The organism is Pedobacter gandavensis (genome assembly GCF_032678745.1).
GTDB classification, from domain to species: domain Bacteria; phylum Bacteroidota; class Bacteroidia; order Sphingobacteriales; family Sphingobacteriaceae; genus Pedobacter; species Pedobacter gandavensis_C.
In genome coordinates this window covers 149,877-174,933 of sequence record NZ_JAVTST010000011.1, presented here as the reverse complement: position 1 = coordinate 174,933, position 25,057 = coordinate 149,877, and the positions used below count along the sequence as shown (strand labels likewise).

General features: G+C 40.4%; 20 protein-coding genes and 2 tRNA genes. 10 read left to right on the top strand and 12 right to left on the bottom strand.

What is annotated here, in order from left to right; all coding sequences use genetic code 11:
• Window positions 1-57 precede the first annotated feature (57 nt).
• Entirely contained in the window at window positions 58-2,442 is a 2,385-nt protein-coding gene (locus tag R2S10_RS24005) for a phosphocholine-specific phospholipase C (protein ID WP_316842935.1), read from the bottom strand.
• 220 nt (window positions 2,443-2,662) lie between these two features.
• Between R2S10_RS24005 and R2S10_RS24000 the strand changes: the two genes are divergently transcribed.
• Window positions 2,663-4,120 carry a PQQ-dependent sugar dehydrogenase gene (locus tag R2S10_RS24000; protein ID WP_316842934.1) on the top strand — a complete coding sequence of 486 codons (1,458 nt, stop codon included), beginning with the start codon at window positions 2,663-2,665 and terminating at the stop codon, window positions 4,118-4,120.
• On the opposite strand, the gene eboC is transcribed toward R2S10_RS24000, so the two are convergent.
• Window positions 4,113-5,006, bottom strand: a complete 894-nt coding sequence (gene eboC / locus R2S10_RS23995) for a UbiA-like protein EboC (protein WP_316842933.1) — start codon at window positions 5,004-5,006, stop codon at window positions 4,113-4,115. The genes R2S10_RS24000 and eboC overlap by 8 nt on opposite strands.
• Before the next feature lie 245 nt (window positions 5,007-5,251).
• On the bottom strand, window positions 5,252-6,304 hold the full coding sequence (locus R2S10_RS23990) for a glycoside hydrolase family 105 protein (RefSeq protein ID WP_316842932.1): 1,053 nt from the start codon (window positions 6,302-6,304) through the stop codon (window positions 5,252-5,254).
• 308 nt (window positions 6,305-6,612) lie between these two features.
• Between R2S10_RS23990 and R2S10_RS23985 the strand changes: the two genes are divergently transcribed.
• Window positions 6,613-7,434, top strand: a complete 822-nt coding sequence (locus R2S10_RS23985) for an ATP-binding protein (RefSeq protein WP_316842931.1) — start codon at window positions 6,613-6,615, stop codon at window positions 7,432-7,434.
• A gap of 2 nt (window positions 7,435-7,436) precedes the next feature.
• On the opposite strand, the gene R2S10_RS23980 is transcribed toward R2S10_RS23985, so the two are convergent.
• On the bottom strand, window positions 7,437-7,943 hold the full coding sequence (locus R2S10_RS23980) for a cupin domain-containing protein (RefSeq protein ID WP_316842930.1): 507 nt from the start codon (window positions 7,941-7,943) through the stop codon (window positions 7,437-7,439).
• A 110-nt stretch (window positions 7,944-8,053) separates the two neighbouring features.
• Between R2S10_RS23980 and R2S10_RS23975 the strand changes: the two genes are divergently transcribed.
• Both R2S10_RS23975 and R2S10_RS23970 read left to right on the top strand, forming a co-directional pair.
• Window positions 8,054-8,899 carry an AraC family transcriptional regulator gene (locus tag R2S10_RS23975; RefSeq protein WP_316842929.1) on the top strand — a complete coding sequence of 282 codons (846 nt, stop codon included), beginning with the start codon at window positions 8,054-8,056 and terminating at the stop codon, window positions 8,897-8,899.
• A 15-nt stretch (window positions 8,900-8,914) separates the two neighbouring features.
• Complete coding sequence (locus tag R2S10_RS23970) at window positions 8,915-10,015, top strand: DNA alkylation repair protein (protein ID WP_316842928.1); 1,101 nt, start codon at window positions 8,915-8,917, stop codon at window positions 10,013-10,015.
• A gap of 474 nt (window positions 10,016-10,489) precedes the next feature.
• Here the strand turns inward: R2S10_RS23970 and R2S10_RS23965 are convergent, their stop codons facing one another.
• The 5 genes from R2S10_RS23965 to R2S10_RS23945 form a co-directional block, all read right to left on the bottom strand.
• Window positions 10,490-11,410, bottom strand: coding sequence for a collagen-like protein (locus R2S10_RS23965; protein ID WP_316842927.1), 921 nt, complete (start codon window positions 11,408-11,410; stop codon window positions 10,490-10,492).
• A 589-nt stretch (window positions 11,411-11,999) separates the two neighbouring features.
• A tRNA-Val gene (locus R2S10_RS23960) sits at window positions 12,000-12,077 on the bottom strand.
• 45 nt (window positions 12,078-12,122) lie between these two features.
• A tRNA-Val gene (locus R2S10_RS23955) sits at window positions 12,123-12,200 on the bottom strand.
• A gap of 127 nt (window positions 12,201-12,327) precedes the next feature.
• Window positions 12,328-13,053 (bottom strand): DNA repair protein RecO, encoded by a 726-nt coding sequence (gene recO / locus R2S10_RS23950; RefSeq protein ID WP_316842926.1) that lies wholly within the window; start codon window positions 13,051-13,053, stop codon window positions 12,328-12,330.
• Complete coding sequence (locus tag R2S10_RS23945) at window positions 13,043-13,399, bottom strand: diacylglycerol kinase family protein (protein WP_316842925.1); 357 nt, start codon at window positions 13,397-13,399, stop codon at window positions 13,043-13,045. Before R2S10_RS23945 ends, recO begins: the two co-directional genes overlap by 11 nt.
• A 244-nt stretch (window positions 13,400-13,643) precedes the next feature.
• On the opposite strand from R2S10_RS23945, the gene R2S10_RS23940 reads away from it, so the two are divergent.
• The 6 genes from R2S10_RS23940 to rlmF all read left to right on the top strand — a co-directional run bounded on the left by R2S10_RS23940 (window position 13,644) and on the right by rlmF (window position 22,667).
• Window positions 13,644-14,213 (top strand): RNA polymerase sigma-70 factor, encoded by a 570-nt coding sequence (locus tag R2S10_RS23940; RefSeq protein WP_316842924.1) that lies wholly within the window; start codon window positions 13,644-13,646, stop codon window positions 14,211-14,213.
• An 82-nt stretch (window positions 14,214-14,295) separates the two neighbouring features.
• Complete coding sequence (locus tag R2S10_RS23935; RefSeq protein ID WP_316842923.1) at window positions 14,296-15,423, top strand: FecR family protein; 1,128 nt, start codon at window positions 14,296-14,298, stop codon at window positions 15,421-15,423.
• 168 nt (window positions 15,424-15,591) lie between these two features.
• Entirely contained in the window at window positions 15,592-18,963 is a 3,372-nt protein-coding gene (locus tag R2S10_RS23930) for a SusC/RagA family TonB-linked outer membrane protein (protein ID WP_316842922.1), read from the top strand.
• Window positions 18,964-18,974: 11 nt separating this feature from the next.
• Window positions 18,975-20,504, top strand: a complete 1,530-nt coding sequence (locus R2S10_RS23925; RefSeq protein WP_316842921.1) for a SusD/RagB family nutrient-binding outer membrane lipoprotein — start codon at window positions 18,975-18,977, stop codon at window positions 20,502-20,504.
• An 89-nt stretch (window positions 20,505-20,593) separates the two neighbouring features.
• A complete protein-coding gene (locus R2S10_RS23920) occupies window positions 20,594-21,658 on the top strand; it encodes an endonuclease/exonuclease/phosphatase family protein (RefSeq protein WP_316842920.1) in 1,065 nt (354 codons plus the stop codon).
• Window positions 21,659-21,695: 37 nt separating this feature from the next.
• On the top strand, window positions 21,696-22,667 hold the full coding sequence (gene rlmF, locus R2S10_RS23915; RefSeq protein ID WP_316842919.1) for a 23S rRNA (adenine(1618)-N(6))-methyltransferase RlmF: 972 nt from the start codon (window positions 21,696-21,698) through the stop codon (window positions 22,665-22,667).
• 44 nt (window positions 22,668-22,711) lie between these two features.
• Here rlmF and R2S10_RS23910 read toward each other — a convergent pair whose 3' ends face one another.
• The 3 genes from R2S10_RS23910 to R2S10_RS23900 are packed head-to-tail and all read right to left on the bottom strand — an operon-like array spanning window position 22,712 to window position 25,015.
• Window positions 22,712-23,017 (bottom strand): hypothetical protein, encoded by a 306-nt coding sequence (locus R2S10_RS23910; protein WP_316842918.1) that lies wholly within the window; start codon window positions 23,015-23,017, stop codon window positions 22,712-22,714.
• A 3-nt stretch (window positions 23,018-23,020) separates the two neighbouring features.
• Window positions 23,021-24,307 carry a DUF2130 domain-containing protein gene (locus R2S10_RS23905; RefSeq protein WP_316842917.1) on the bottom strand — a complete coding sequence of 429 codons (1,287 nt, stop codon included), beginning with the start codon at window positions 24,305-24,307 and terminating at the stop codon, window positions 23,021-23,023.
• 45 nt (window positions 24,308-24,352) lie between these two features.
• Window positions 24,353-25,015 carry a metal-dependent transcriptional regulator gene (locus tag R2S10_RS23900; protein ID WP_316842916.1) on the bottom strand — a complete coding sequence of 221 codons (663 nt, stop codon included), beginning with the start codon at window positions 25,013-25,015 and terminating at the stop codon, window positions 24,353-24,355.
• Window positions 25,016-25,057: the final 42 nt, after the last annotated feature.

Genomic DNA, 25,057 nt, shown 5'->3' with positions numbered 1-25,057 from the left:
TGGGGGCTTGTGGTTTTTGTAGAACTGATGTCTTTGATATAACCGATTGGTTTAAGACTAAACTACACCAGCCATGTAAGGATCAGTAATTCCTTCTTCACCGGTTTCCACATGGCCTGCATAATGCTTACTAAAACCATCATGGCCCTTCGCCTCAATGGAGAAATCATACCATGAACTACTTTTTTGCAAATCCAGGATCACTTTAACTTGTTCTTTTGCTGCTAATGTAATCTCCTTTGTTTTGTTTTTCTGATAAGTGAGGTCCTTGATGTTTATTTTCAGGGGGGTGTTACCTTCATTTTCTAATAGCAACTGAATATTTCCAGTGCCTTTTTTGCTCAGTAAGCCAGTAACTTCATAACCACAGCTGGTTTTTAAAGCAGGATCATGTCGGTTCCCTTTAAATTGGCGGAAAAAACCATTGGGGCCACTGATACACAAATGATAATTTTCTTTTTCAAAGTCGGATAGTTTCAAATGATCAGTGATTTGATCAGCGGCTACCAGTGCGTAATTCCAGGTTTTTCCCGGATTTTGCTGATACTTAACAGAAGTATACATCAAAAATGGCGCACCTACTGGCACTATCTTTTGTCCGAAATTGCCCTTTCCTGATTCTAGATCTATTTGAATGCCTTTCTTTGCAGGATCTAAATGTACATCAGCAAAAAGTTGGTATGGTAAAGCGCAAGCTGGTCTTGTTCCTTTTTCCTGTTTTGGCATAGCCGATGGGGAAGCGGGGTCAAAAGCAGGAACTGCATTGATCTTTGCAATCTCTTCTGCAGTTAAAGCATCGGGTTTTACCTGTGCGGGTTTATTCTTCGCATTCTGGATTTCGGTAATTACCATTTCTTTTTTCAAAGCCGCTAAAGGGTTAGATTGATCCGCTTTTGCAGGTCTGAAAACAGAAGTTAAATCACCGCATATTGCCCTTCTCCAGCTACTGATATTTTTACTCCTGATCTTTTTTCCGGTCTTTTGACCCAGGAAGTTTTCTAAAAACATCAGGGAGGAAGTGTGGTCAAACACTTGGGAATTCACATATCCGCCCTTGCTCCAGGGAGAAGCAATCAGCATTGGTACCCTATAGCCTAATCCAATCGGACTGTCTTTCTTCAATTCATAATCCGGAGCAATGTCTATTTTTTCAGAAACTTTTCCTGAGCCGGGATCGCCTGGTTTAGGTACTACATAAGGAGGGATATGGTCAAAATAACCATCATTCTCATCATAAGTCAGGATGAAAATGGTCTTTTTCCAGATCTCGGGGTTTTTCGTCAGGATATCTATGGCTTCAGAAACATACCAGGTGCCGTATAAAGGAGAGCTGGTGTGGTCGGAAAATCTTTGTGGGGCCACCAACCAGGAAACAGTAGGCAATTTACCATTGTCTACATCAGATCGGAATTGATGAAATATATCATTTTTCGGAATGTTTACCGTTTGTGCTTTTCCCTGATCATCAGTAAATGAAAAAGGGGCCAGTTCCAGGTAGTTTTCCGGCGCATTGATGTTGCTGGCAAAAGCTTTATCGATCAGGTTTTTCTCCCGATCGCTCAATTTATTGTATTTCTCTGTTACTTCTGCTGCGGAAAGTGGAGGTTTTACGGTTTTATCACCGTTTTTTCGGAAGTAAGCGGCAAGTTTTACATTGTATCTTTTTACATATTCAATGGCATTATCACCATAATTTCCCAACCAGTCGTCTACAGTATCTCCGGGGATATCGGCGGTCCAGATCTCATTCTGGTAGATCTTCCAGCTGATGTCATGATCTTCCAATAATTCTGGAAAAGTGTCCCAGTCTACAAAAGCATTCTCTCGGGATTCCGCCTGAGAATTGTTCACTGCAGCAATGGAAGTCCCATTTTGCTCCGGGCGGATGGTGCCTGTCCAGAAAAACAACCTGTTGGGGGTAGTACCGGTTAGGGAGGAGCAAAAGTTATGATCGCAAATCGTAAATGCATCTGCCATTGCATAATAAAAAGGAATATCGGTACGGTCGTAATAACCGGTGCAAAGGTGTGATTTTACGGGTAGCCATTTATCGTATTTCCCTTGGTTTCTTGCAGCGAGTTGGTCAGACCAGGAATGTGGCAATCCCCCTTGCCAGGTGATTTTAGTCTTATTGATGTCTACATGAAAAGGAGCATAAGTTTTTCCTGCAGCATCTTGCTGTAGCCATACTTTATCCTGATTTGGCAGGCGAAAGGATCTTGGGTCATTGAATCCACGAACTCCTTTTAGCTTTCCAAACATATGGTCAAATGATCGGTTTTCCTGCATCAGGAAGACCACATGCTCAGCATCATAAAAGGTAGAACCAGGCTTGGCGCTAATGGCCATTGCCTTTTGGATAGACATGGGGATAACGTTTGGGAGTCCGGCGGCCCCGGATAACAGGGCTACGTTCTTTAAAAATGATCTTCTTGAATTCATGTTGGTTTGTAGGTGTGTGTCTATTCAAATGTAATCACATTGACCTTAAAAAGTAATTTTCTGAATCAAAAATGATGGAGCTTAAGTGAAAGAGCTTATAAAACGGGAAATGATCATCTTAACGTAACAATTTTTATAGAATAGCTTCCTGTTTCCGCTGCGGATTTCTCTGGATTTATACCTATTTTAGTTGTTCAAACACCCTAACCTGTAATTCAATATGATAAAGTATTTTGGCAGCGCACTCGTTCTTGGGGGCGTGTTGACAACTTTGTTGAGCTTTGATGAAAAGCCTCAGCCTAAAACTCCGGTAAAAGCATTAAAAAAAGCAAGCGTTGCTGATCCCTATTTTCTTGAAGAAAAAGCAGCCTTAAACTATCGTAATTTTTGCGGCGGTTGCCATGGAGAAAAGATGGATGCCTTTGTTGACCGTCAATGGAAGCATGGCAATAAAAAAGAAGACCTGGTAAAAGCCATTAAGCATGGTTATGCCAATGAAGGAATGCCTTCTTTTGATTCTGCATTTAACGATGTGGAAATTAAAGAACTTGCAGATTATATTTTAAAAGGCATCAGAAATGTAGACCGCTATTCGGCTTCAGATAAGCCAAGTAGCAATATTTTCAAAACTGAAACGATGACCATCCGTCTGGATACAGTTGCAAAAGGAATGGATATTCCATGGGGAATGGCTTTCCTGCCTAATCAGGAGCTATTGGTGACGGATCGTACCGGAAAATTTTACCGTGTAGGTAAAAACAAATCCTTAGCTGCTATAAGCGGTGTGCCTGCACTTTTAAATAAAGGACAAGGTGGATTAATGGATGTGGTATTAGATCCTGATTACGCTAAAAACAAAACCATCTATCTTTCTTATTCTAAACCTAAAACGGAAAATGGAGCGGTATTGGCAACTACAGCAGTGCTGAAAGCAAAACTGGAAGGAAATCAGCTGATCGATCAAAAAGATATTTTTGTGGCGAAACCATGGTCAAAAACCCAGCACCATTATGGCTCCCGATTGGCTTTTGGTAAAGACGGATATCTATATATCTCTGTTGGAGAACGTGGAAATGAAAAAGAAAATCCTCAGGAGATCAAAGGAAACGACCTGGGTAAGATCCACAGGATTAAAACTGATGGCAGTATTCCATCCGACAATCCTTTTGTGAAAACTGAAGGTGCGGAAGCCTCCATCTATACTTATGGAAATAGAAATCCACAAGGGATGACGATCCACCCAACAACAGGTGCGATCTGGGAAAATGAACACGGACCAAGGGGAGGCGATGAAATCAATATCGTGCAGCCAGGTAAAAACTATGGCTGGCCAATCGCTACCTATGGCATCAATTACAATGGTAAAGTTATTAGTGATATTTCCGAAAAAGAGGGGATTACAGCGCCAATACATTACTGGATTCCTTCTATCGGCCCAAGTGGAATGGCATTCGTAACCGGGAGCCGTTATAAAGGATGGGAAGGGAATCTATTAACTGGTTCTTTGCGTTTTCAGTACCTCAACAGAAGTGTGCTAAAAGATAACAAAGTGACTAAAGAAGAGATCCTATTCAAGAACATTGGCAGATTGAGAGATGTGAGAATGGCACCAGATGGTTATATCTACATTGCTGTAGAATCTCCGGGGATCATTTACAAACTGGTACCGGTTAATTAACCGAGAAAGTTTTACTTAACCATAAGGATAAAGGGAGTAATAGCAGGATGATCAATGCAATGTACCAGATGCCAAAAGCGCTGGCCCATGCTGCATTGAGCAGGATCAGAGCAATTACTCCCGCCTTTACTGATTTATCAATGTTCTCTCCGGTAGGATTGTCCAATGCTTTAAATAAAGGCGTAAAGATCATTAGGTAAAAAGGAATTACAAAGAGAATTGTCATTAGAAAAAAACCTTTACTATTGGCAATAATAAGGATACAGGCGATGACAAACGCGTATAAAAACGCAGCTAGATACAAAGAGTTTTTGTTCTTATCCTCTTCTTTTCTTCTGTTGATGATGGTGAGTGAGGCGATGTAAACAATAGGGATAATGGCGATCACGAGCCACCATAATTCCGGGCTTCTGGAAAAAACGCTTACTCCTAAAAGCAGGTTTAAACCTCTGCATATTCCCATATTAATTGGTCCCAGAACTGTTAAATGCTTAGACCATTTGTCGTAAGTCAAGGCCGCGATCAGAATCATTAGCGCAAAAGCCAGTGAGGTCAGATTTACAAATGCCGCTGCAACAACCCCAATTGTAAAGCAAATCCCTCCAAATACTGCTGCATCTTTCCTTGAAATTGCAGCACTAGGAATTGGGCGCCCCGGACGTTCTTTCTTGTCCTTTTCTGCATCAAATACATCATTAAAGATCACTCCTCCACTATAGAGGCCGAGTGTAGAAATGCAAAGTAATAGAATTGGAAGGAGGTGTTCGAAGTCGAAATTTGTTGTTAAGAAGTATCCAGAAATGGCCACACCGGCAAGTACATCTGCAACAGACGTAACCAGATTGGCTGGACGCATGATGGTAATATAAGCGATTTGGTTCTTCACAGGGTATTCAGTTTACATTACAAGTTATACGCTGAAAAAAACTCAGCTTCCAGCTGTATAACAATGTGAATTAAGTTTAGGTTGGTTTATCTCTGCAAATAAACATATAAAAAACCCTATTTACCCTCAATTTATTCTTTTGGTAACGGTTTTTCTACTGAAAGGAAGGATTGAGGGCTGTTTTTATAGATAATAGCCCTCGGATTTGTACTGGAACTTTTGATTTAACCCTTAAAGGGCTGTGTTTAGTTGCTGAGCAATGCCGTAGCGCACCATAAAATGGGCGCCTGTCCATGCAGATCTCCGATATTTCGTTTCCGATCCAGATAATATTGCTGGTCGTTCTTTTTGTTGGTCCCTTCGCATACCTCTGAGATATCAGCATCAGCATTGAGGTAGCTAATGAGTCCCAACCAGCCATTTCTAGCGGATTTTCCATAAACCTCTTTATTCAACCATCCATTTTTAACACCCTTAATCATGGCAAAAGTGAACATTCCTGTTGCCGAAGTTTCAGGCCATGCCTCTGGATTATCGATTAGTTGATTCCACATCCCATTTTTATCCTGATATTTAAGCAGCGAAGCCATCATATCTGTGTATCCTTTCATGATTCTTGTTCTGTTAGGATGTTGTTTAGGCATAGCGCTAAGCAATTCTGCCATTCCTGCTGCCATCCAGCCATCTCCTCTTCCCCAGTAATAAGGAACATCCGGTGCATGGTAAAACAAGCCATTTGCTTTCTGAAGTTCATCCAGATAGAACACCATTTCTTTAGCGGCACGGTCGATGTATTTCTGATCTCCGGTGGCGCGGTAAGCTTGCGCCTGCAGGGCAGTAATCATATACATATCATCTATCCACAGCCTGGTTTGCCAGGTATAACCTTTATTATAGAAATCATGTGACTCTGGTTTTACTCTTGGTCCTTCTGGTGGACCCCATTGCTTATCGGCGATTCCGACTCCCATGTCCAGGTACTTCTGCTCTTTTGTCTGTTGATATAATTCTAAGGGAACAGCGCCAAATACAGCGTAATCTACATGGTCCGGAATGGGAACCATTTTCGCTTCAACACCAAAGAAGGGTTCAAATCGTGTGGCTAACTGCTTGGCCAGGCTTTTATTGCCACTGGATTTTGCAAAGGTCAGTGCCCCATACCAGGCTACCGATTCGGGATAAGTAATCACTCTTGGCGGACCAGGTTTATTAAAATTAGTATGGGGAGTGGCTATAAAACGATTGACAACCCTAATTCCGATCTCTGTTGGAGAAGCGCCTTTAGGCCAGCTTTTCAAATCTGCGGATTTTGATTGCGCCTGCAGACAGCTGGATCCGCAAAAGAAAAACAAACAGATAAGGCTGGTTATGCGATTCATGGTGCTGCTATTGTTCATGAGTTCTCTAGAGTTTAGGTGTTTAAAGTTAACTTTTATTTGTTTTCAGAAAGCTGGTCTGTTTTGCTGATCGCCTTATATTTAGCTATTTATGATGATAATCGACCATTTATGATCATATTGTTTACTAATTTGCTAACTTGAAACAGTAATTTTAATACCCGAATTATTTAATTGCAGTCGTTCAATTCATCAAACAACAGGTAAACATGAAAAAATATTTCTTTCTAAGTGCTATGGTCTTTTTGTCCATTTCTTTAAAAGCACAAAAACAGTTGATTAAACTTTGGGAAACTGATAGTGTGGTCAATATGCCAGAATCAGTTTTACACGATCCTAAAGCTAATGTGCTGTATGTATCGATTATGGGGAATGACCCTGATGCGAAAGATGGAATCGGAGGAATTGGGAAAATGCAGCCAGATGGTAAGGTGATTAACCTGGACTGGGTAACCGGATTAAATGCGCCAAAAGGGCTGGCCATATTTGGCAACTTAATGTATGCTGCGGATATAACGGATGTTGTGGTGATTGATATTGCCAAAGGAAAAGTGATCCGTAAAATCCCTATTGAAAACACAAAGTTCTTAAATGACATCACAGTGAGTGATAAAGGAATTGTATACGTGTCTGATACCAGAATCAAAAAGATTTTTAAGATAGAAAAGAATGTTCCTTCTCTGTACCTGGACAGTCTGAGCGGGGTAAACGGATTGAAAGCCATTAAAAATGACCTGTATATCCTTTCCGGTAAACAATTTCTGAAAGCAGATAAAAATAAGAAAATCAGTCAAATAGGGGTGTTGCCTGCCGGTGGTGATGGATTGGAGCCTATAGGAAACGGTGATTTTATTGCCTCTAGCTGGGGTGGTTTTATCTATTATCTAACTGCGGATGGTAAATGTGAAGTCTTATTGGATACCCATTTGGAGAAAAAAAACACTGCTGATATCGGCTATGATCCCGTAAAAAAGGTTGTTTTTATCCCTACCTTCTATAAAAAATCAGTGATGGCTTATCAATTGAAATAAAGTTATTCTTCCTGCCTGGCATCCAGTAATATTGCCAACTGGATGCAGGCTTGATCTGACCTATTACTCCAGGCATGATTTGTTCCCTTCTGGATAACGATATCCCCGGTTTTCAATAAAGTTTCTTCCTCATCAAGGATAAGATACAATTCTCCGGATAAAATGATGATGTAGTCCAGGGTGTCTGTTTTGTGCATTAAGGGATGAGGCTGATGTGTTATCGTTCCAGGAATAACTGGCGCCCTTTCCGGTATCCCAAGATCTTTGTCGGGTGGAATGCTTACATACCTGAAATAACTGCCATGTTTTGGTGGATCTGGAACTAAAGTGTTCCCGACGATCAGCTCCTTCGTTAAATCTACCGGCATGGTATTCGTTGCCCAGATATCGGAAATTAATAATCCCGGCAAATGTTCTGAAACATTCGTTACCTTTTTATCTTCAACAATTATGGAGCGGCCGTTTTTGTGGCCGGTAACAATTCTTCTGGGGATGGCAGTCATTTTCATACAGACAAAGGTCTGGATATTCCTCGCTTCGGGTAAGTACGGCAAAGGGAAAAAGCAGTATTAATATGGGATATTGCCTCGCTTGCAGGAATTGTGCCTTATCTTGCAACATGGAAATTAATCACGAAAACTTCTCTATTAGTATTGTAGCTCATGAAAGCTGGAAGAAACGTGGCAAATCAAGTAATTTCTTTGAACTGGTATATATCCTGGAAGGTGAGGGAGAGCAGTATGTAAATGGGAGTACGCATCCTTATATTGCTGAAGATATCTTTTTATTGCCCTCGGTAAGCTGTAATGGCTATGTGATTCAAAAACCAACCCGTTTTCTGTTTATCCGTTTCACCAGTAATTATTTCTCTGGTAATCCCTCTAGCGCTGTCAATTATAGCGATTGGTTCAACCGACTAAATTTCATCATCGGGAATTATGATCAGGCAGAAGGGGAATTGATTTCAAATGCGGCAGATAAAGCGCATGTGAAGTCATTGCTGAACCTGATTGTAGCGGAACATTACAGCGATAACAGCTGTTCCGTTTTTCTTGTGCAGAATTTGTTGGTCTCCATTCTGGTGATCATTTCCAGAAACATTGAGAAACAGTTGTTTCATGGACAATCATTTCAGGAGAAGCGATTTGTCAATATGCTCCATTTTATCCATTATAATCTCTTAGATCAGGAAAAGGTAAGCCTGGAAGGAGTTGCTTCACGCTTTCACATCTCTGCAACCTATTTTAGCGAGTATTTTAAAAGAAATGCAAAAGAAAATTTCCGTGATTATGTGTTACGATCTAAATTGAAAATTGCAGAAGCCCGTGCTACCTTAACCAGTAGCTCTTTTAAAGAGATTGCCAATGAGTTGGGTTTTACAGATAGTAGTCATTTGAATAAAATGATGAAAAAGTATTATCAAGTGGGAATGCGGGAAATCAGAAATAAAACGACCTTAGTTTAACGTTAGGAACCTTATATGAGTACTCTTCTTAAAAACATTTATTCCCCGGCATTTTATCAACAGCTTTCGGAGGTGTTGATAAAAACGCTTCCTTCTTTTGATCAACAGCAGTTTCTTTTCAAAATCTTTGATGAAGAATTTGAAAAGAAGGAACTGAAAGCAAGAATGAGGCATACCGCCAATGTGTTACATCAATTCCTTCCTGTAGCCTATGAAGAAAGGGTTGAATTACTGGTTAACATCGTGCAGGCGCTTCGTCGGACTGGAAAGGGAGAGGATAGTCTGGCTTTTATGTTCCTGCCGGATTATATTGAAACCTATGGACTTGATGATTTTGAAAACTCAATGAGAGCGATAGAGTTTCTTACGCAATTTGTAAGCTGCGAATTTGCAGTCAGGCCGTTCATGTTAAAGTATAGTGAAGAAATGTTGGCCCAGATGATAGCCTGGTCTTTGCATGAAAATCATAAGGTGAGGAGGCTTGCTACTGAAGGCAGCAGACCACGTCTGCCCTGGGCAATGGCATTACCAGAATTAAAAAAAGATCCCAGGGCTGTATTGCCACTGTTAGAGAACCTGAAAAACGATCCTTCTGAATGGGTGAGGAGGAGTGTGGCGAATCACCTCAATGACATTGCTAAAGATCATCCGGATTTGGTTATAGACATTGCAAAGCGATGGAAAGGAAAACATAAAGAGACTGATGCGATCATTAAACACGGTTGCCGGACTTTACTCAAGCAAGGTCATGTAGAGATTTTAAAGCACTACGGACTGGATAGTGAAAACGTGAAGATCAGCAATTTTCAGATTGCTACGCCGGTTACGCCTATTGGTGGCGACCTATATTTCTCTTTTGATCTTTTTAATGAGCTTCAGGAAGCGCAAATGATCAGATTGGAATATGGGCTATATTATAAAAGACAAAATGGGACTTGGTCTAAAAAGGTCTTTAAAATCAGTGAAAAGAGTTATGCAGGAGCCGAAAAGCTGAATATTTCCAGAAAACAAAGTTTTAAATTGATTACCACAAGGAAGTTCTATCCGGGAATACAAAGGCTGTCGATTATTGCAAATGGTGTGGAAAAGCTGATAAAAGAGTTCGAATTGAGCTAGTATGGGCTTGGAATAGTATGTTATCCACAGCTTGTCCACATAGTTATAAACGGATTGTTCACAGCTTATCCACATCATTTTATCGTTGAATTTTGTTGTTAATGTGTTGATTATTAAATGATAGCTGATTTGTGGTTCTGCTAAAAATGTGGATAACTGTGTGAATTGTTAATTAACATCTCTTTAGGTCGTGTTGCGCTGTAAAATGATAGCGGAAGAATCTCAATGGAGCCGATGTAGAGTGGTGTACCGCCAGGGCTTTGCTAGGGGTGTATTGGGATTCAACTAGCCATGACCTAGGCTGCGAAGCCAATAAGAGTACCAGGATATCCTTGGCAATCCTCAGATTAACAAGGCAGCTTTTCGGCTTGTATTGTGTTTCTGTTTCATTTGCAGTTAAATACGGTAAAATAAAAAGCCCTTTTCAAATTTAATTTGAAAAGGGCTTTTTATTTTAAAGAGGTATTGAATTGCTTATTTGTTCAGTTTCAAGAAGTTTTCAACTGCTTTAATATTTTGTGTGTCAATGTTATTGGCAGTCATTGTTCTTGCTAAAGTAGCGGAAAGCGTCACAACTTTAATGTCAAAGGCGTAAGCTCTTACAAAAGCTTCGTAAGTAGCGCTTTGATTTGAAAACGAGCCATTAATATTGATGTAGTTTTTTCGATTGATTGACCAGGCTTCAAAACCATGTTCACTAATCTCTGGTTCCCAGCCAGCTTCTGGATCTGCTATATTTTTTAGGTAAACCAATACAAGTCCATTCTCATTGTCGCTAAGGTAGTTATTGGGTGTGATCCTTAAGTTAGTTTCCCATTGGTAAGGGCTTCCAGGATATTCTGGCTCTCCTAAATAGGTGATGTTGGTAAAACGTTGCTGCCTGTAGAACTCAATTTTTACACCATTGCCGGTACCTGATCCGCCTTGTGATCCTTTAAGACTTATAGCACTTCCCCAGGAACTCGTCGTTTTAGGGCCGTAAAATTCTGTGGTTGCAGTATTGATGTAAAAATCACCAACATTTCCCAGGCTTAGTCCCGGTGCTGTAGTGCCATTTAAAATGGTCGATCCATTGGTGCCACTTGATCCGTCGGATCCATTACTTCCATCTGCTCCGGCTTCACCTTTTAAATTAATTGAAGTAGTCCAGGCTGAACTTGCCTTTGGACCATAGAAAACACTGCTGGCTATGTCCAGGTAATAGTCGCCATCAATTCCTAAAGTAGCTGCTGGGACTCCTGTTCCAGACAAGATTTTGCTTCCATTTGCTCCCGGGGCTCCAGGAACTCCAGGTGTACCTTGTTCGCCAGGTTCACCTTTGATGCTGTTTTTCTTGCAGGAAGAGAACGTAACTACTGTTAATGCTAATAAGTAAAAAAATGATTTACAATTCATAATTCAAGTGATGTAGTAATGATTTAATATAAATGGATAATCCTTAATCGGATTTTGGTTGCGAGGTTCAGGCTGGTTGTTGCTGGATAGGGTTAGCCTGTAATAGATTTGAGTGCATTATTTTGATCTTAAGCGTATTTATAAGGTGGTTGGTTGACTCTTGCGTAATGCTTGTACCAAAGGAATTGGGGCGTTTTAGAAGAGGCTGTGTAAAATTAAAAAATTATACATAGTTTGCCTCATTTGTGTTTGTAATTTTTTCATGTAAGTAAAAACACACATATCCATTAAAAAAAATGATGGTTTATAGAGTTCTCAATGATATTAATTATTCTAAAATAGGGGGCAATTGTATGGTCTGAAAAATTATTTTAACAACTGCGGAATAGCCAATGATTGGATAATCCATGTTGTATCCAGTAGTCCTTTCAAGGTTGGTCTGGGCATTTTGTGAAGATTATAAAAATAAGCGGGCAGCTAGGAGGGGTTTGAACGATTATGAAGAGTCAGGAGTTTTGAATGGCTCCGGCAGCTGGCTCGGAGGATTTTTTGGCATAAAAAAAACCTTCCAGAAGATCTGAAAGGTTTTTGGTGGGAAATGAGGGGTTCGAACCCCCGACCCCCTCGGTGTAAACGAGGTGCTCTGAACCAGCTGAGCTAATTTCCCTTTTGGTTTACTCTTTTTATTTTAAAACAGCTGAGTGTCTGTTTTTGGTGGGAAATGAGGGGTTCGAACCCCCGACCCCCTCGGTGTAAACGAGGTGCTCTGAACCAGCTGAGCTAATTTCCCTTCTGCTGTACTCTATTTGTATCAAATACGAGCTGAGTAAGCTCTTCCCGTTTTGCAAAGTTACCTTCGTTTTGGGATTGCAAATATACACCCTTAAATCAGTTTTGCAAAAATATTTTCAACTATTTTATGATAAAATATCTTCCAGGACTTGATGTGAGCGGATTTCTCCGAAAGACGCGGTATGTAAGGTATAGTAGATCAGTATTTTATCAAGTATTCTCCGGCGTGTTTTATTATCTAACTTTATTTCAATTATTTGTTCGAAAGGCAAAATATATAGTGAAATAAAGAGGGCCGCATCGTCCTTTTCTATAAAATGTGGATGCACCGGGGCTAAAGATTTAAACTCACCTTCCTGTAAATCGAAATAACTTTGATCACTTTTGGTCTGTGTACTTGGTGCGAAACCCAGGTAACGGGAGAGTTTTAATAAAAAAGCCAGGTGGAAATTCACATTTATCCCCTGGGATTCGTCAAACCAGCAGACTGCATTGAAGATAAAGTCAAATAAATATTCATCGGTCATCTGCTGACGAATGCTTTTATACAGCACCTCGTTCAGAAACATGGCTATCGTACTTTTCAGAATATCGTATGGAATGCTACTAAAAATAGGGGCAGGTCTCAGCTCAGAAATCCGTTGAATGCTCGAATTTACTTTATGGTAAACCACCATATCTACCAGATGTAAGGGTTGTAACATGTTCATTCTGATCTTTGCTTTCGGCTTTTTCACTCCATTGATCAGGTAAGACTGCATCCCGAATTTTTCCGTGAACATCTGCACCACCACGCTACTTTCACTATACAGCGTTGTTTTTAATACGATTCCACGGGTTTTATGCAGCATGAGAGATTTTTGGAAGAAAAATGATCAAGCCAATCAATAGGGCAGTAAAAGCAGCAATCAGTACTGCTCCGGCAGCAACATCTTTAATGATTTTTGCTTTCGGATGGATATCCGGTGAAACAAGATCCACCAGAACTTCTATCGCGGTATTAAACAATTCTGAAAGCAGTACCATCCCTGAAGCTGCGATAATCCATAACCATTCAGCGGTATCCAGTTCGAAATACCATCCGGCAATGCCAACAATTGTCAATGCGCATAAATGGAATCTGAAATTAAGTTGGCTTTTGCCGGTATAAGCGATTCCAGAAAACGCATAACCAAAACCTTTGATAAATTTAGTCATAGCTGCGGTACAAGTTCTATTTTGTAACCTTACAAAGTACGTCATGCTTGACTAGATATCCAATTATTAAATATTTCCTATTGGCTTAATATCTGTTAACAATAGCTTAATCTTCTGGTAAAGTAGGAGAAATGGCATATGCTGTACTTTTGCAACAATAAATCTGATATCTTTATCACGCAGATCTTGGGGAAGATAGGTGAGGGGAGCGATCATTTTCCGGAATATTTAAGAAGCAATAAAATTGGAACATAGCGATCAACAGTTACTCGCCCGTTTACGGGAAGGCGATCATGCTGCATTTACTGAGATTTACAATCGGTACTGGTCAGTGCTATACCTCCATGCGCGTCATATGCTGGGCGAACCTGATCTGGCAAGAGATGTGATACAAGAAGTTTTTATCGGAATTTGGAATAAAGCAGGAGAACTGGAGCTTCAAACCAGTTTAAAGGCCTATTTGTATAAATCGGTTAGAAATACCATACTAAACATGGTCCGCCGTGAAAAAGTGCAAATGGGTTATATGGAAGAACTTTCTCATATTTATAAGGAAGGAACTTATGATACTGAAGAACAATTGCGTTTCAATGAGCTGAGTCGGTTGATCGAAGGAGAGGTACAACTCATGCCCCCAAAGATGAGAGTGGTATTTGAAATGAGTAGAAAAGAGTACTTGAGCCATGCTGAAATTGCAAGTAAATTAAGTATTTCTGATAGTACTGTAAAAAAACAAGTCAACAAAGCATTGCGGATCCTGCGATTGCGGTTAAATATCCCGGTTTCCATATTGCTGATCCTCTTCAAAATATAAATATTTTTATTTGACGTACACCCCTGGCCTTAGCCCGGTGTCTTATCCTATGTAAGACCTTCTATGTCTTATCTAATCAAATATGGAAAAAGACGGCATAAGCCTGCTGTTGAAAAAATACGAAGAAGGACATTGCAGTCCAGAGGAGGAAGCTTTGATCGAATCCTGGTATAATCAACGGGCAAAAAAGAATAGCATGAATCCGATTCATGAAGATCTTTCGGAAGCGAAGGAGCTGATATGGAATGGTGTTCAACAAAATGTTAGGTCTCCAAAAAAGGTGGCAAGGCCTTTTATCCGCTATGCTGCTGCCGCTACAATCTTTATCATTGCAGGTACTGCTGCTTATTTCTATGTGGAGCAAGCAGAAAGCCCTATCTCAAATCAAAAAAACAATCTGACCGACATTGCCCCGGGTGGGAATAAGGCTTATCTCCTGCTTTCTGATGGGAAACGAATTGCCTTGACGGGTGCTGAAAATGGCACTTTGGCAGTCCATGATGGAGTTACGATCAGTAAAACCGCCGACGGACAATTGGTATACAATATTTCAGATAAAAACCAGAAAGATGATGGGAGTTATAATTCCATTCAAACGCCTAATGGTGGACAGTATCAGGTACGTCTTCCGGATGGGACTATCGTATGGCTCAATGCAGCATCTGTCTTAAAATACCCGGTCAGCTTTGCCAACAATAAAGAACGGATGGTTGAATTACAGGGTGAGGCCTATTTTGAAGTGGCTAAAGATCCGAAGAAACCCTTTCTTGTGAGTAGTAAAGGACAACAAGTAGAGGTACTCGGTACGCACTTCAACATCAGTAGCTATGCCAATGAAGCAGCCATAAAAACGACTTTACTGGAAGGTGCAGTGAAAGTTTCCGAAGGAAAGCAAATGAAAATTCTGAAACCCGGGCAGCAAGCCATGGTTGTCAATCATGATATGACCATTAAAGCTGCCAATCTGGAAGAAGTAATGGCTTGGAAAAATGGTTATTTCAACTTTCAGGATGAAGCACTGGAAAACGTAATGCGTCAGATTTCCCGTTGGTATGATGTGGAGGTCGAATATAAAGGAACATTAAGCCAGGAGCGCTTCAATGGGGCCATCTCGAGGTTTAAAAATATCAGCCAGGTGCTGAAAATGTTATCCTCAACAGGAGTCGTTCATTTTAAAGTGGAAGGAAGGAGGGTCATTGTGATGCCGTAAACCAAACCGCAAGCAATGATTGATGCGCATAAAAAAAGTCAGGAACCGTTGGAATCGGAATCCTGACCCTAGCTAGATCAATCAATACATCCTAAAATATATTAATGAACCCGCGATCGCCTGGTCCCATCTTCGAAAATGAAAAGGCAACCGCTAAAAACTAATCAAATGTACAATTTTTACCCTAAATCTCCACAGGGGCTACGGCGCCCTGCGGCTAAGTTTTTGCTGATTATGAAGTTGACTACCTTACTTTTGATCACATCCATCTTACAGGTGAGTGCCACTTCTTATGCACAACGCATTAGTTTATCAGAGAAAAACACCCCTTTGAGAAAGGTATTTGATAAGATCAGATCACAAAGTGGTTATGACTTTCTATTTACCACCTCCATCCTTGAAACGGCAAAACCGGTGAACATCAAAGTGAGTAACATGCCATTGGATGAGGTTCTGAATGCTATTTTTATAGGGCAACCTTTAAAATATGCAATTGAAGATAAAAGCGTAATTGTCAAAATAAAAGAACCTGTATTTTTTGAAAAGACGGCCAATGCAATGGTATTTTTAAATCTTGTAGGTAAGGTTGTTGACGATAAAGGAGCGCCACTTCCAGGAGCAACAGTTGCCATTAAAGGGACTCAGAAAAAAGCACTCAGCGATGGATTAGGGAGCTTTAAAATTGTAGCTGTAGAAAATGACCTGCTGGTAATCAGTATGATGGGTTACGAAACCCGAGAGTTCCGTGTGGGAACAGAAACAAGTGTCACCATTACTTTAAAGGAATCTAGCATGGCCTTAGAAGGCGTTATTGTGACGGCATTGGGGCTGAAAAGAGAAGAGAAATCATTGGGCTATGCCGTGCAAAAAGTGCAGGGAGGTACGCTGAACTCAGTAAAAGGAGTAGATGTAGCAACCTCTCTGACTGGTAAAGTTGCGGGATTAAACATTAAAAATAGTACTGAATTTAACGAGGCACCATCGATCAAACTCAGAGGCGCTGATGCCTTGCTGGTTGTAGATGGGGTACCTTATTATAATGTTTCTTTGCGTGATATTCCAGCCGATGACATTGAGAGTATTGATGTATTGAAAGGAGCTACAGCCTCTGCTTTATATGGCAATAGGGGAGGGAATGGTGCGATTATGGTGACCACCAAACGTGGAAATAAAGAGGGCGGATTAGACGTTTCTTTTAACAGTAGCAGCATGTTTTCTTCTGGATTTCTTGCCTTTCCTGAGGTACAAACTGCCTACAGTTCTGGTGGCGGTGGTAAATATGGCGTTGGTGATTATGTTTGGGGCGATAAGCTGGATATTGGTAGAACGGCCAAACAATACAACCCAAATACTTATCAGTTTGAGGTAATGCCATTGGTATCCAAAGGAAAAAACAATTTGGAGAACTTCCTGCAGCCAGGTTATATCTTTAACAATAATGTGAGCATCTCTCAAAGAGGAGAAAATGGAAGTTTCAGAGCTTCATTTACCCATGTTTACGATAAAGGTCAGTACCCGAATACAAAACTAAATAAGATTACTGCAAGTATGGCCGGAGAAATGAAAGCCGGAAAATTTAGTCTTGACGGAGGGTTTAATTTCAATAAAAGATATTATCCGAATAATGTTGGGTCAAAGTATGGTGGCGGTGGTTATATGTACAACCTGGTGGTTTGGTCTGGCTCGGAGTATGATGTTCGTGAATTTAAAAACTACTGGGTTGATGGTAAGGAGAATGTCATGCAAAACTGGATGGAAAATAGCTGGTACGACAATCCTTATTTTATCGCCAACGAAATCCTTCATGGGAATGATTATAACATCATAAATGGGTATGTAAATGCCAGCTATGAGCTGAAACCATGGATGAAGGTGATCTTGCGTTCTGGTATGGATAATTATTCAAGTATGGATGAATACCGCAACGCGATCAGCGCAGTAGGTGGTTGGAACAAAAAGGGGTATTATAGTGTGGGCCAAAATAATGGCTTTAGCACAAATAACGACCTAATCGTGACAGCCAAAGGTAAATTTGGAGATTTTCAAGTAGATGGATTGGTTGGTGGTAGTCTTTTCTATAGCCAAAGCAATGGCCTGAGTTCAACAACTGCAAATGGGATTTCGATTCCTGGATTTTACTCGCTTGCCGCTTCTGTAGATCCGGCAACAACAACGCCTTCCATCTGGAAAAAGCAGGTGAATAGCTTGTATTCTAAACTTACACTTTCTTATAAAAACTTCGCGTTTTTGGACGTGACAGGAAGAAATGACTGGTCTTCTTCTTTATCTCAAAAACAGCGCTCTTATTTTTATCCTTCTGTTGCGGGAAGTTTTGTATTCTCAGAATTGATCAATTTACCTGAATGGATAGACATGGCGAAAGTACGTGGGGCATGGACTCAAACCAAGAAAGATCCCAATGTATATGAAATCAACAATGTTTATACGATCAATCCTAATGTTTGGAATGGCGCTAGTTCCAGCAATTATCCCAATAAAATTAGAGGTGCTGATATTTTACCGCAAACCAATCGTACTTATGAAATTGGTGGGGCTTTCGCCTTCTTAAAGAATACGCTTCGTTTTGATGCGACTTATTTCAATAACCTTTATTATAATCGTATTGATTGGGCTAGGGTGAGTTCTGGTTCAGGATTCAATGAGGTCCTGGTGAATACGCAGGAAGAACTGGTTAGAAAAGGTATGGAGCTTACTTTGGATGCCAATATCATTAGAAATAAGGATTTTAGTTGGAGCGCTGGTGTAAACTGGTCGACCAACAGAATTTACTATGCTAAACTAGACCCGGTTTACTCTTCTCAAAAACAATGGGTAAAGGAAGGAAGTAGATACGATTGGACGAGCAATAATAAATGGGATACTTCGCCAGATGGACAGCCAATTCTGCAAAATGGTCTTCCAGTGCGTAGTCCGCAAGAATCTGTATTGGGCTATACTGATCCAGACTGGATTTGGGGAATCAACAATACATTCAACTATAAAAACTTCACTTTGGCCTTCTCATTTGATGGTCGTGTAGGTGGAACTTCTTATTCTAATACTGTTCAGGCATTATGGAATTCAGGTGCTCATATTGATAGTGATAATTCTTATAGATATGATGAGGTGGTGAATGGTAAAAAATCTTACGTAGCTCCAGGTGTAACCCTGGTTTCTGGTACTGCATTAAGAGATGTTTATGGAAATATTACTAGTGATACCCGGGTGTTTGCGCCAAATACGACTGCAGCTTCTTATGAGGCTTACATCAAAAAATATCATTCTAATGCCTATACAGGTGCGCCGCAAAATTACTTCCTACAAACTTTTTTCAAGCTTAGAGAGCTATCACTAACCTATGCACTTCCGCGTAATTTGGTGAAAAGTATCGGGATGAGAAATGCTTCTGTGGGCTTTGTTGGGCAAAATATGCTCCTGTGGACCAAAGAATGGAAATATGCAGATCCTGATAAAGGAGAAGATAACCTAAACTCGCCTTCTGTAAGATACATGGGTTTTAATGTAAAAGTTAACTTTTAAAAAGAACGAACATGAAATTATTAAATATAGTAACCTTGCTATCAGTATGCGGCTTTGCGATGCTCCAGTCCTGCAAGAAGTTTGATAGCATAAATACCAATCCGAATACGCCAACGATGTCTACTGCTCCTATGTTGGCGACCAATTTGATCCTCAATATCACCCGGAATTCTGCAGATAAGAGCTTCTTGAGCCCTGCAATCACGAGTAAGCACATTGCCTGGGGAGAACTTGCCCAGGGAGAACAATACAATAGCTTTGGTAGTGCAGGTTTTGGTGGATTACAGGTTTTAACCAATGTGCAGAAGATGATTGACCTTGCGCCGGAAGTTGATAAAAAAGCATTTACAGGGCTTGGATTGTTTATTAAAGCGTATAAGCTATATTATTTGTCTTTAAGCGTAGGAGATATTCCTTATTCCGAGGCTTTACAAGGAGAAGCAGGGAATATTAAGCCAAAATATGATACGCAAAAAGAGGTGATGTTGCAGGTGCTTCAAGATCTGGAAACTTCTGCAAATGCTTTTAAAGTTGCAAAGAACTTTGGGGGTGACCCGATCTTTAATGGTAAGGTGGATAACTGGCTGAGAGTGGTGAATTCTTTTCGTTTGAAAGTGCTGATCAGTTTGTCTAAAAAAGACACAGATGCGGAGTTGAAAATTAAAGAACGTTTTGCGCAAATCCTGGCAAATGAGCCTTTGATGAGAACAAATACAGATAACCTGCAATTGGTTTATTCCGATAAGGCTGGTCAGATTTACCCTTTCAATAATGTTCAAAACAAATACACAGTTTATGGGATGATTTCCAGTGTATTATCTGATTCATTGAAGAAATACAATGATTACAGGTTGTTTTACTATGCCGCCCCTTCTAAATTTAAGCTAGTTACTGAGTTGAAAGCAGCAAACGACTGGGATGCCTATATGGGTACTGATCCATCTATAGACTTTTCAGAAGTTGTCAAATTGTTCAATACCACTAAGTATTCTCAGCTTAATTTAAGGTATACTGATTATGCTGCAGGAGAACCTCAGGTTCGTGTTGGTTTTGCCGAGCAGAACTTTATTATCGCAGAAGCAATTGTGAGGGGATGGGCGCCGGGTGCTGCACAGACTTATTATGAACAAGGGATCAAAAATTCGATGAATTTTGTGGTAAGTTCTACACCGGATGATGTTAGGTTTCATAGTGGTAGAAAGATGACGCCAACTTATATTGATAGTTATGTTACTGGTACCTATGTTTCGTTTTCAGCCAATCCAGCTACTCAATTGAAGCAAATCTGGATGCAGAAATACCTGACCTATTTTATGCATTATTCTTATGATGCTTATTATAATTATAGAAGGACAGGTTATCCGGAACTTCCAATAAATCCTTCAACGAATACTAATCCTGACGATAAGACTAAAATTCCTGTAAGGTATTTATACCCTGGGGATGAGTATACTTATAATGTAGCCAATCTTAAAGTGGCGCTAGACAGGCAATACGGTGGAAGTGATAAAAGTAATGACCTGATGTGGATATTAAAATAGAAAATCTTAAACCCTAATTTGACCGGCCGCAGCGCAATTGAGTAGGCGGCCGGTTTTTTATATCATTTAAATCTCTTATGGTGTTCATTATGGCTAAATCTTTCAAGTATTTGATCTACAGTGTACTGATGTCTATTGCAGTTCTTTGTGTCGCCAATACTAGGGCGAGTAGTCAGGAGCTAACAGTTAAATTATTACAGCTCAATATCTGGCATGAAGGAACGCAGGTGCCCGGCGGATATGATGCTATTGTAAATGAAATTACCCGGTTGAAGCCCGATTTGGTCACCTTTAGCGAGGTTCGTAATTACAAAAATACCCGGTTCAACGAGCGGATATTACAATCATTGGCTGCAAAAGGGGAAACTTATTATTCATTCTTCAGTAATGGTGCTGGAGTGCTGAGCAAGCATCCTATTCTGGATAGTACTTTGGTGTTTAAAGAAAAGGGAAGTATTTATAGGTTGCTCACGCGCATCGGAGGTAGAGAAATTGCTTTATATGCTGCTCATTTAGATTATGAAAACTATGCAGTTTATCTGCCAAGAGGTTATAGCGGCTCCACATGGAAAAGGTTGCCTGCGCCTCTGTTGGATAAAAAGGCCGTGCTTGCCGATAATCTGGCCTCTAAACGTGATGAAGGGATTCGGGATTTCCTGCTAGCTGCAAAAGACGATTTGAAGAAAGGAAGACTTGTATTTCTTGGAGGTGATTTTAATGAGGCTTCCCATCTGGATTGGACTGCTGCTACACGGAATAAATTTGACCATAATGGGATGGTGATCCCCTGGCAAAATTCCTTAAGCCTTTATAAGAATGGTTTTAAAGATAGTTATCGGGTGTTACACCCCAATCCTGTGAGCCATCCTGGCTTTACTTTTCCTGCAGGGAATCCAGCTGTTGCCATTGATAAACTGACCTGGGCACCAGGGGTAGACGAACGTGATCGGATTGATTTTACCTACTATCATCCCGATCGGGATCTTCGTTTAATTGAAAGCAGTGTGGTTGGTCCGAAGACATCCATTGTAAAGAGTCAAATGGTTACAGAAGAGACTGAGGATCACTTTATCGAGCCGTTGGGCGTGTGGCCAACGGATCATAAGGGCGTCATGACTGTGTTTAAGCTCAAAATAAACAAGACCCAAAATTAAAATAACGTTACCTTTGGCCATCATTTAGCCGAAGGTAATGTCTATGCAAAAAAACGAGTTACACCCAAGAAACAAGCACCGTTCCAGGTATGATTTTCCGGAACTGATTAAAACGTTGCCAGAATTACGTCCTTTTGTGGCGGTTAATCCTTATGGTGATGAATCCATTGATTTTTCAAATCCTATGGCGGTGAGGTTGTTGAATAAGGCATTACTCAAACATTTTTACCAGATAGACCACTGGGATATCCCTGAAGGTTACCTTTGTCCGCCGATTCCGGGAAGGGCAGATTACGTACATTACCTGGCCGATTTATTGGCTTCCACAAATGGCGGAGCAATACCAAAAGGTGCTAAAATTAAAGGATTTGACATCGGTATTGGTGCTAATTCTATTTATCCGATCATCGGGCATCAAGAATATGGTTGGTCTTTTGTAGGTTCTGATGTAGACTCTTATGCGATAAAATCTGCAAAAAACATTGCAACGATCAATCCATCTTTGTCATCCGCTGTGTTTCCAAGGCTACAGGCCCATAAGAATCAGATTTTCAAAGGGGTCATCAAACCTGGAGAATTATTCGATTTCACGATGTGTAATCCACCTTTCCATGGCTCTCCAGAGGAAGCATTGGAAGGATCACAAAGAAAAGTTAGAAATCTAGGTACGCAGAGGGGTAAAACTCCAGTGCTTAATTTCGGGGGGCAACAGGCAGAATTATGGTGTGAAGGTGGTGAAGTAGGTTTCATTAGAAAGATGATTCAGGAGAGTGCAACGATCGGTAAACAGTGTTTTTGGTTTACTACACTGGTTTCTAAAAGCATACATCTTCCTTTTATCTATACAGCCTTAGATAAGGCTTATCCGCTGGAGATTAAAACGATAGAAATGGCGCAAGGGCAGAAGATTAGCCGTTTTATCGCCTGGACGTTTTTAATGCCAGAAGAGCAGGAAAACTGGAAAGCAGAACGTTGGTTGCAAAAGAAAGCTGCGGATACGCAAAAATAAGAATACAAAAAGATCGAAATTAACTCATAAAAGAAGGCCAGGACTTAAAAAATAAGTACACTGGCCTTTTTGTTTTTGAAAGCCCCAATTGGCGCTTCCGTTTCTATATGTTTAAAGAATAAAGCGTCACTTTCTTTGAAACGCTTTTTCATCATGCAATAAAGGTGAAGACATTTAATCCAGTTCAGGGCGGTGGCTTTATCTTTCCATATTTCAGGATATAAGAAGACCTCATTCCCTTGAATTCGGATGATGTTTTTCTCTTCCAGTTCTTTTACATTTGCAATAATTTTTGCGGTTTGGGCCGCTAAATTAGCTGTATGCTGAACTTTCTTCTTTGCGTAAATCATGTTTTATTCTAGTAATAAGTTGTCATCTTCGTCGTCGGTAAGGCTGAGTTGAATGGTATCAGTACCTGCAATTCCTTCAATAGAACCACGGATATGAGCCGCATTTAGCATCACCTTCTCCAATTGTTTCTCTCTTGCTTTCCATAGTTTTTCCATGGCATCGCGTTCTTTCTGGATGGATAACTTCATGCTCATAAAGCCTTCCCTAATGGCTTTCCATTGTTCGGAGAACTCATTGCTAGTTAGGTAATCGTATAACATGTGCATTTTATCACCACGGTTTTCCTGAGATTTTGTGGCTCCATAAAGTTTCACAATCCCATCTCTAAGGATGTAAGAAACTGCTTTTACTTCATCAAATGAACAGATCCATACACCGTCTTTTTCTCCAAAGCAATCCATTCCTTTTGGATAACACTGGGTCACAATCACAGCAACGTCTACGCCCATACTGCGCATGTCTTTCTTTAATTTCTCAATCCACTCCATAGAGAAATCCTTGGTGCGCTTACTTTCATAAATGATCTTTCCGCATTCCTGACCAAATTGATTTCTAACATGGTGGACACAGTCTGCACCTCTTACTCCTTTACCTACTTCAGAAATCAGGTCGAAAGGGAAGGCATTTCTAAGCAATTCTTCCAGGATCAGTTCCTGAACTTCTCCTTGCAATTGCATGGACCCTTGTTCTGCCTTACGCTTCATTTCTTCCGCCAGCTTTTTCTGATCATCCAATTGCTTCTCCAGTTCCTTTACGCGGAGTTGATGCTCGGTATCTTTGAGGTTATTCTTTTCTGTTTCCTGTTTTCTGATTTGTTCCACCATTTCTGAACGCTGCTCCTGTAGCTTGCGCTGCAGTTGAAGCTCCATTTCTTCTTCCTTCTCTTTCATCGCCTTTTCCTTCATCAGGAAATCCAGCTCTTTCGCACGGGCAAGTTTCAGTTTTTCTTCCGCTTCCTTTTGTGCATTGTCCATCATGGCCAGTTTGTTTTCAAAATCACTGGCAATACTTTTCCTCAATGTTTCTTCCAGAGCAGTTTGTAAGATCTTTTTCTCTTCCGCAAGCTTTTGCTCAAAAGCTTGCGCTTGTAGCTTCTGCTGTTGCTCATAAACCTGTTCCTGTTCTTTTTGTTGTTGGGTTAATTTGCTCAGCTTCAGCTGATATTCTTCATCCTTTTGCTTCGTAAAAGTAACCATCTTCTCTCTGAGGTCTTTTTTATACTCCTCAGCCATGACTTCTTCTATTGGAAAAGTGTGTGCGCAATTAGGACATTTTATTTCTGTTGACATATTTTATGATGGAGGGTGATGAACTGAATGGATTTAAATTTACAACTATCTCTTCACAAACAAACTTTCTGCAAATTTCATGGAAACATTTCTAGCCTCCTCCTCTGAAATCTGGATGCTCATAGAGCCATCAAAGTCTATTCGTTCCAATACTTTTATAGGTGTTCCAATGGTGATTTGTAATTTTTCCAGGTATTGAAGGAATACGGTAGAGGTATCTTTTACCGCTACAACCTCACATATTTCCCCTTCTCTTAGCTCGCAAAGTAAGATCTTCTCCAATGTTGGCATCTCACCATTGGCTTTTGGAATCGGATCACCATGCGGATCAAATTCCGGGAAGCCCAGGAACTCTTCCAACTTATCTACCAGCTTGGCAGATTGGATATGTTCCAGCTGTTCGGCTACCTCATGGACCTCGTCCCAGCTGAAATCCAGCTTTTTATAGAGAAAAGTTTCCCATAAACGATGCTTTCTTAGTATTTCTATAGCCTGTTGTTTTCCGGATTCGGTCAATAAGATCTTCCCGTATTTTTTATAGTTGACCAGTTCTTTCTCCTTCAGCTTTTTTAGCATATCCGTGGCAGTAGCAGGCTTTACGCCTAAATGAGCCGCCATTTCATTGGTGCCAGCCTCAGGCTTGTCCTCATTCTGAAAGCTAAGTTTCAATAAGGCTTTTAAATAGTTTTCTTCCGTGTAAGATAGCATGCTACAAATATAAAACAATAAATCTCAAATAACATTTGTTAG

Coding starts and splice junctions, on each gene's coding strand:
- R2S10_RS24005 (WP_316842935.1), bottom strand. CDS start 2,442: ATGAATTCAAGAAGATCATTTTTAAAGAACGTAGCCCTGTTATCCGGG.
- R2S10_RS24000 (WP_316842934.1), top strand. CDS start 2,663: ATGATAAAGTATTTTGGCAGCGCACTCGTTCTTGGGGGCGTGTTGACA.
- R2S10_RS23985 (WP_316842931.1), top strand. CDS start 6,613: ATGAAAAAATATTTCTTTCTAAGTGCTATGGTCTTTTTGTCCATTTCT.
- R2S10_RS23980 (WP_316842930.1), bottom strand. CDS start 7,943: ATGAAAATGACTGCCATCCCCAGAAGAATTGTTACCGGCCACAAAAAC.
- R2S10_RS23975 (WP_316842929.1), top strand. CDS start 8,054: ATGGAAATTAATCACGAAAACTTCTCTATTAGTATTGTAGCTCATGAA.
- R2S10_RS23970 (WP_316842928.1), top strand. CDS start 8,915: ATGAGTACTCTTCTTAAAAACATTTATTCCCCGGCATTTTATCAACAG.
- R2S10_RS23965 (WP_316842927.1), bottom strand. CDS start 11,410: ATGAATTGTAAATCATTTTTTTACTTATTAGCATTAACAGTAGTTACG.
- recO (WP_316842926.1), bottom strand. CDS start 13,053: ATGCTGCATAAAACCCGTGGAATCGTATTAAAAACAACGCTGTATAGT.
- R2S10_RS23945 (WP_316842925.1), bottom strand. CDS start 13,399: ATGACTAAATTTATCAAAGGTTTTGGTTATGCGTTTTCTGGAATCGCT.
- R2S10_RS23935 (WP_316842923.1), top strand. CDS start 14,296: ATGGAAAAAGACGGCATAAGCCTGCTGTTGAAAAAATACGAAGAAGGA.
- R2S10_RS23930 (WP_316842922.1), top strand. CDS start 15,592: ATGTACAATTTTTACCCTAAATCTCCACAGGGGCTACGGCGCCCTGCG.
- R2S10_RS23925 (WP_316842921.1), top strand. CDS start 18,975: ATGAAATTATTAAATATAGTAACCTTGCTATCAGTATGCGGCTTTGCG.
- R2S10_RS23920 (WP_316842920.1), top strand. CDS start 20,594: ATGGCTAAATCTTTCAAGTATTTGATCTACAGTGTACTGATGTCTATT.
- rlmF (WP_316842919.1), top strand. CDS start 21,696: ATGTCTATGCAAAAAAACGAGTTACACCCAAGAAACAAGCACCGTTCC.
- R2S10_RS23910 (WP_316842918.1), bottom strand. CDS start 23,017: ATGATTTACGCAAAGAAGAAAGTTCAGCATACAGCTAATTTAGCGGCC.
- R2S10_RS23905 (WP_316842917.1), bottom strand. CDS start 24,307: ATGTCAACAGAAATAAAATGTCCTAATTGCGCACACACTTTTCCAATA.
- R2S10_RS23900 (WP_316842916.1), bottom strand. CDS start 25,015: ATGCTATCTTACACGGAAGAAAACTATTTAAAAGCCTTATTGAAACTT.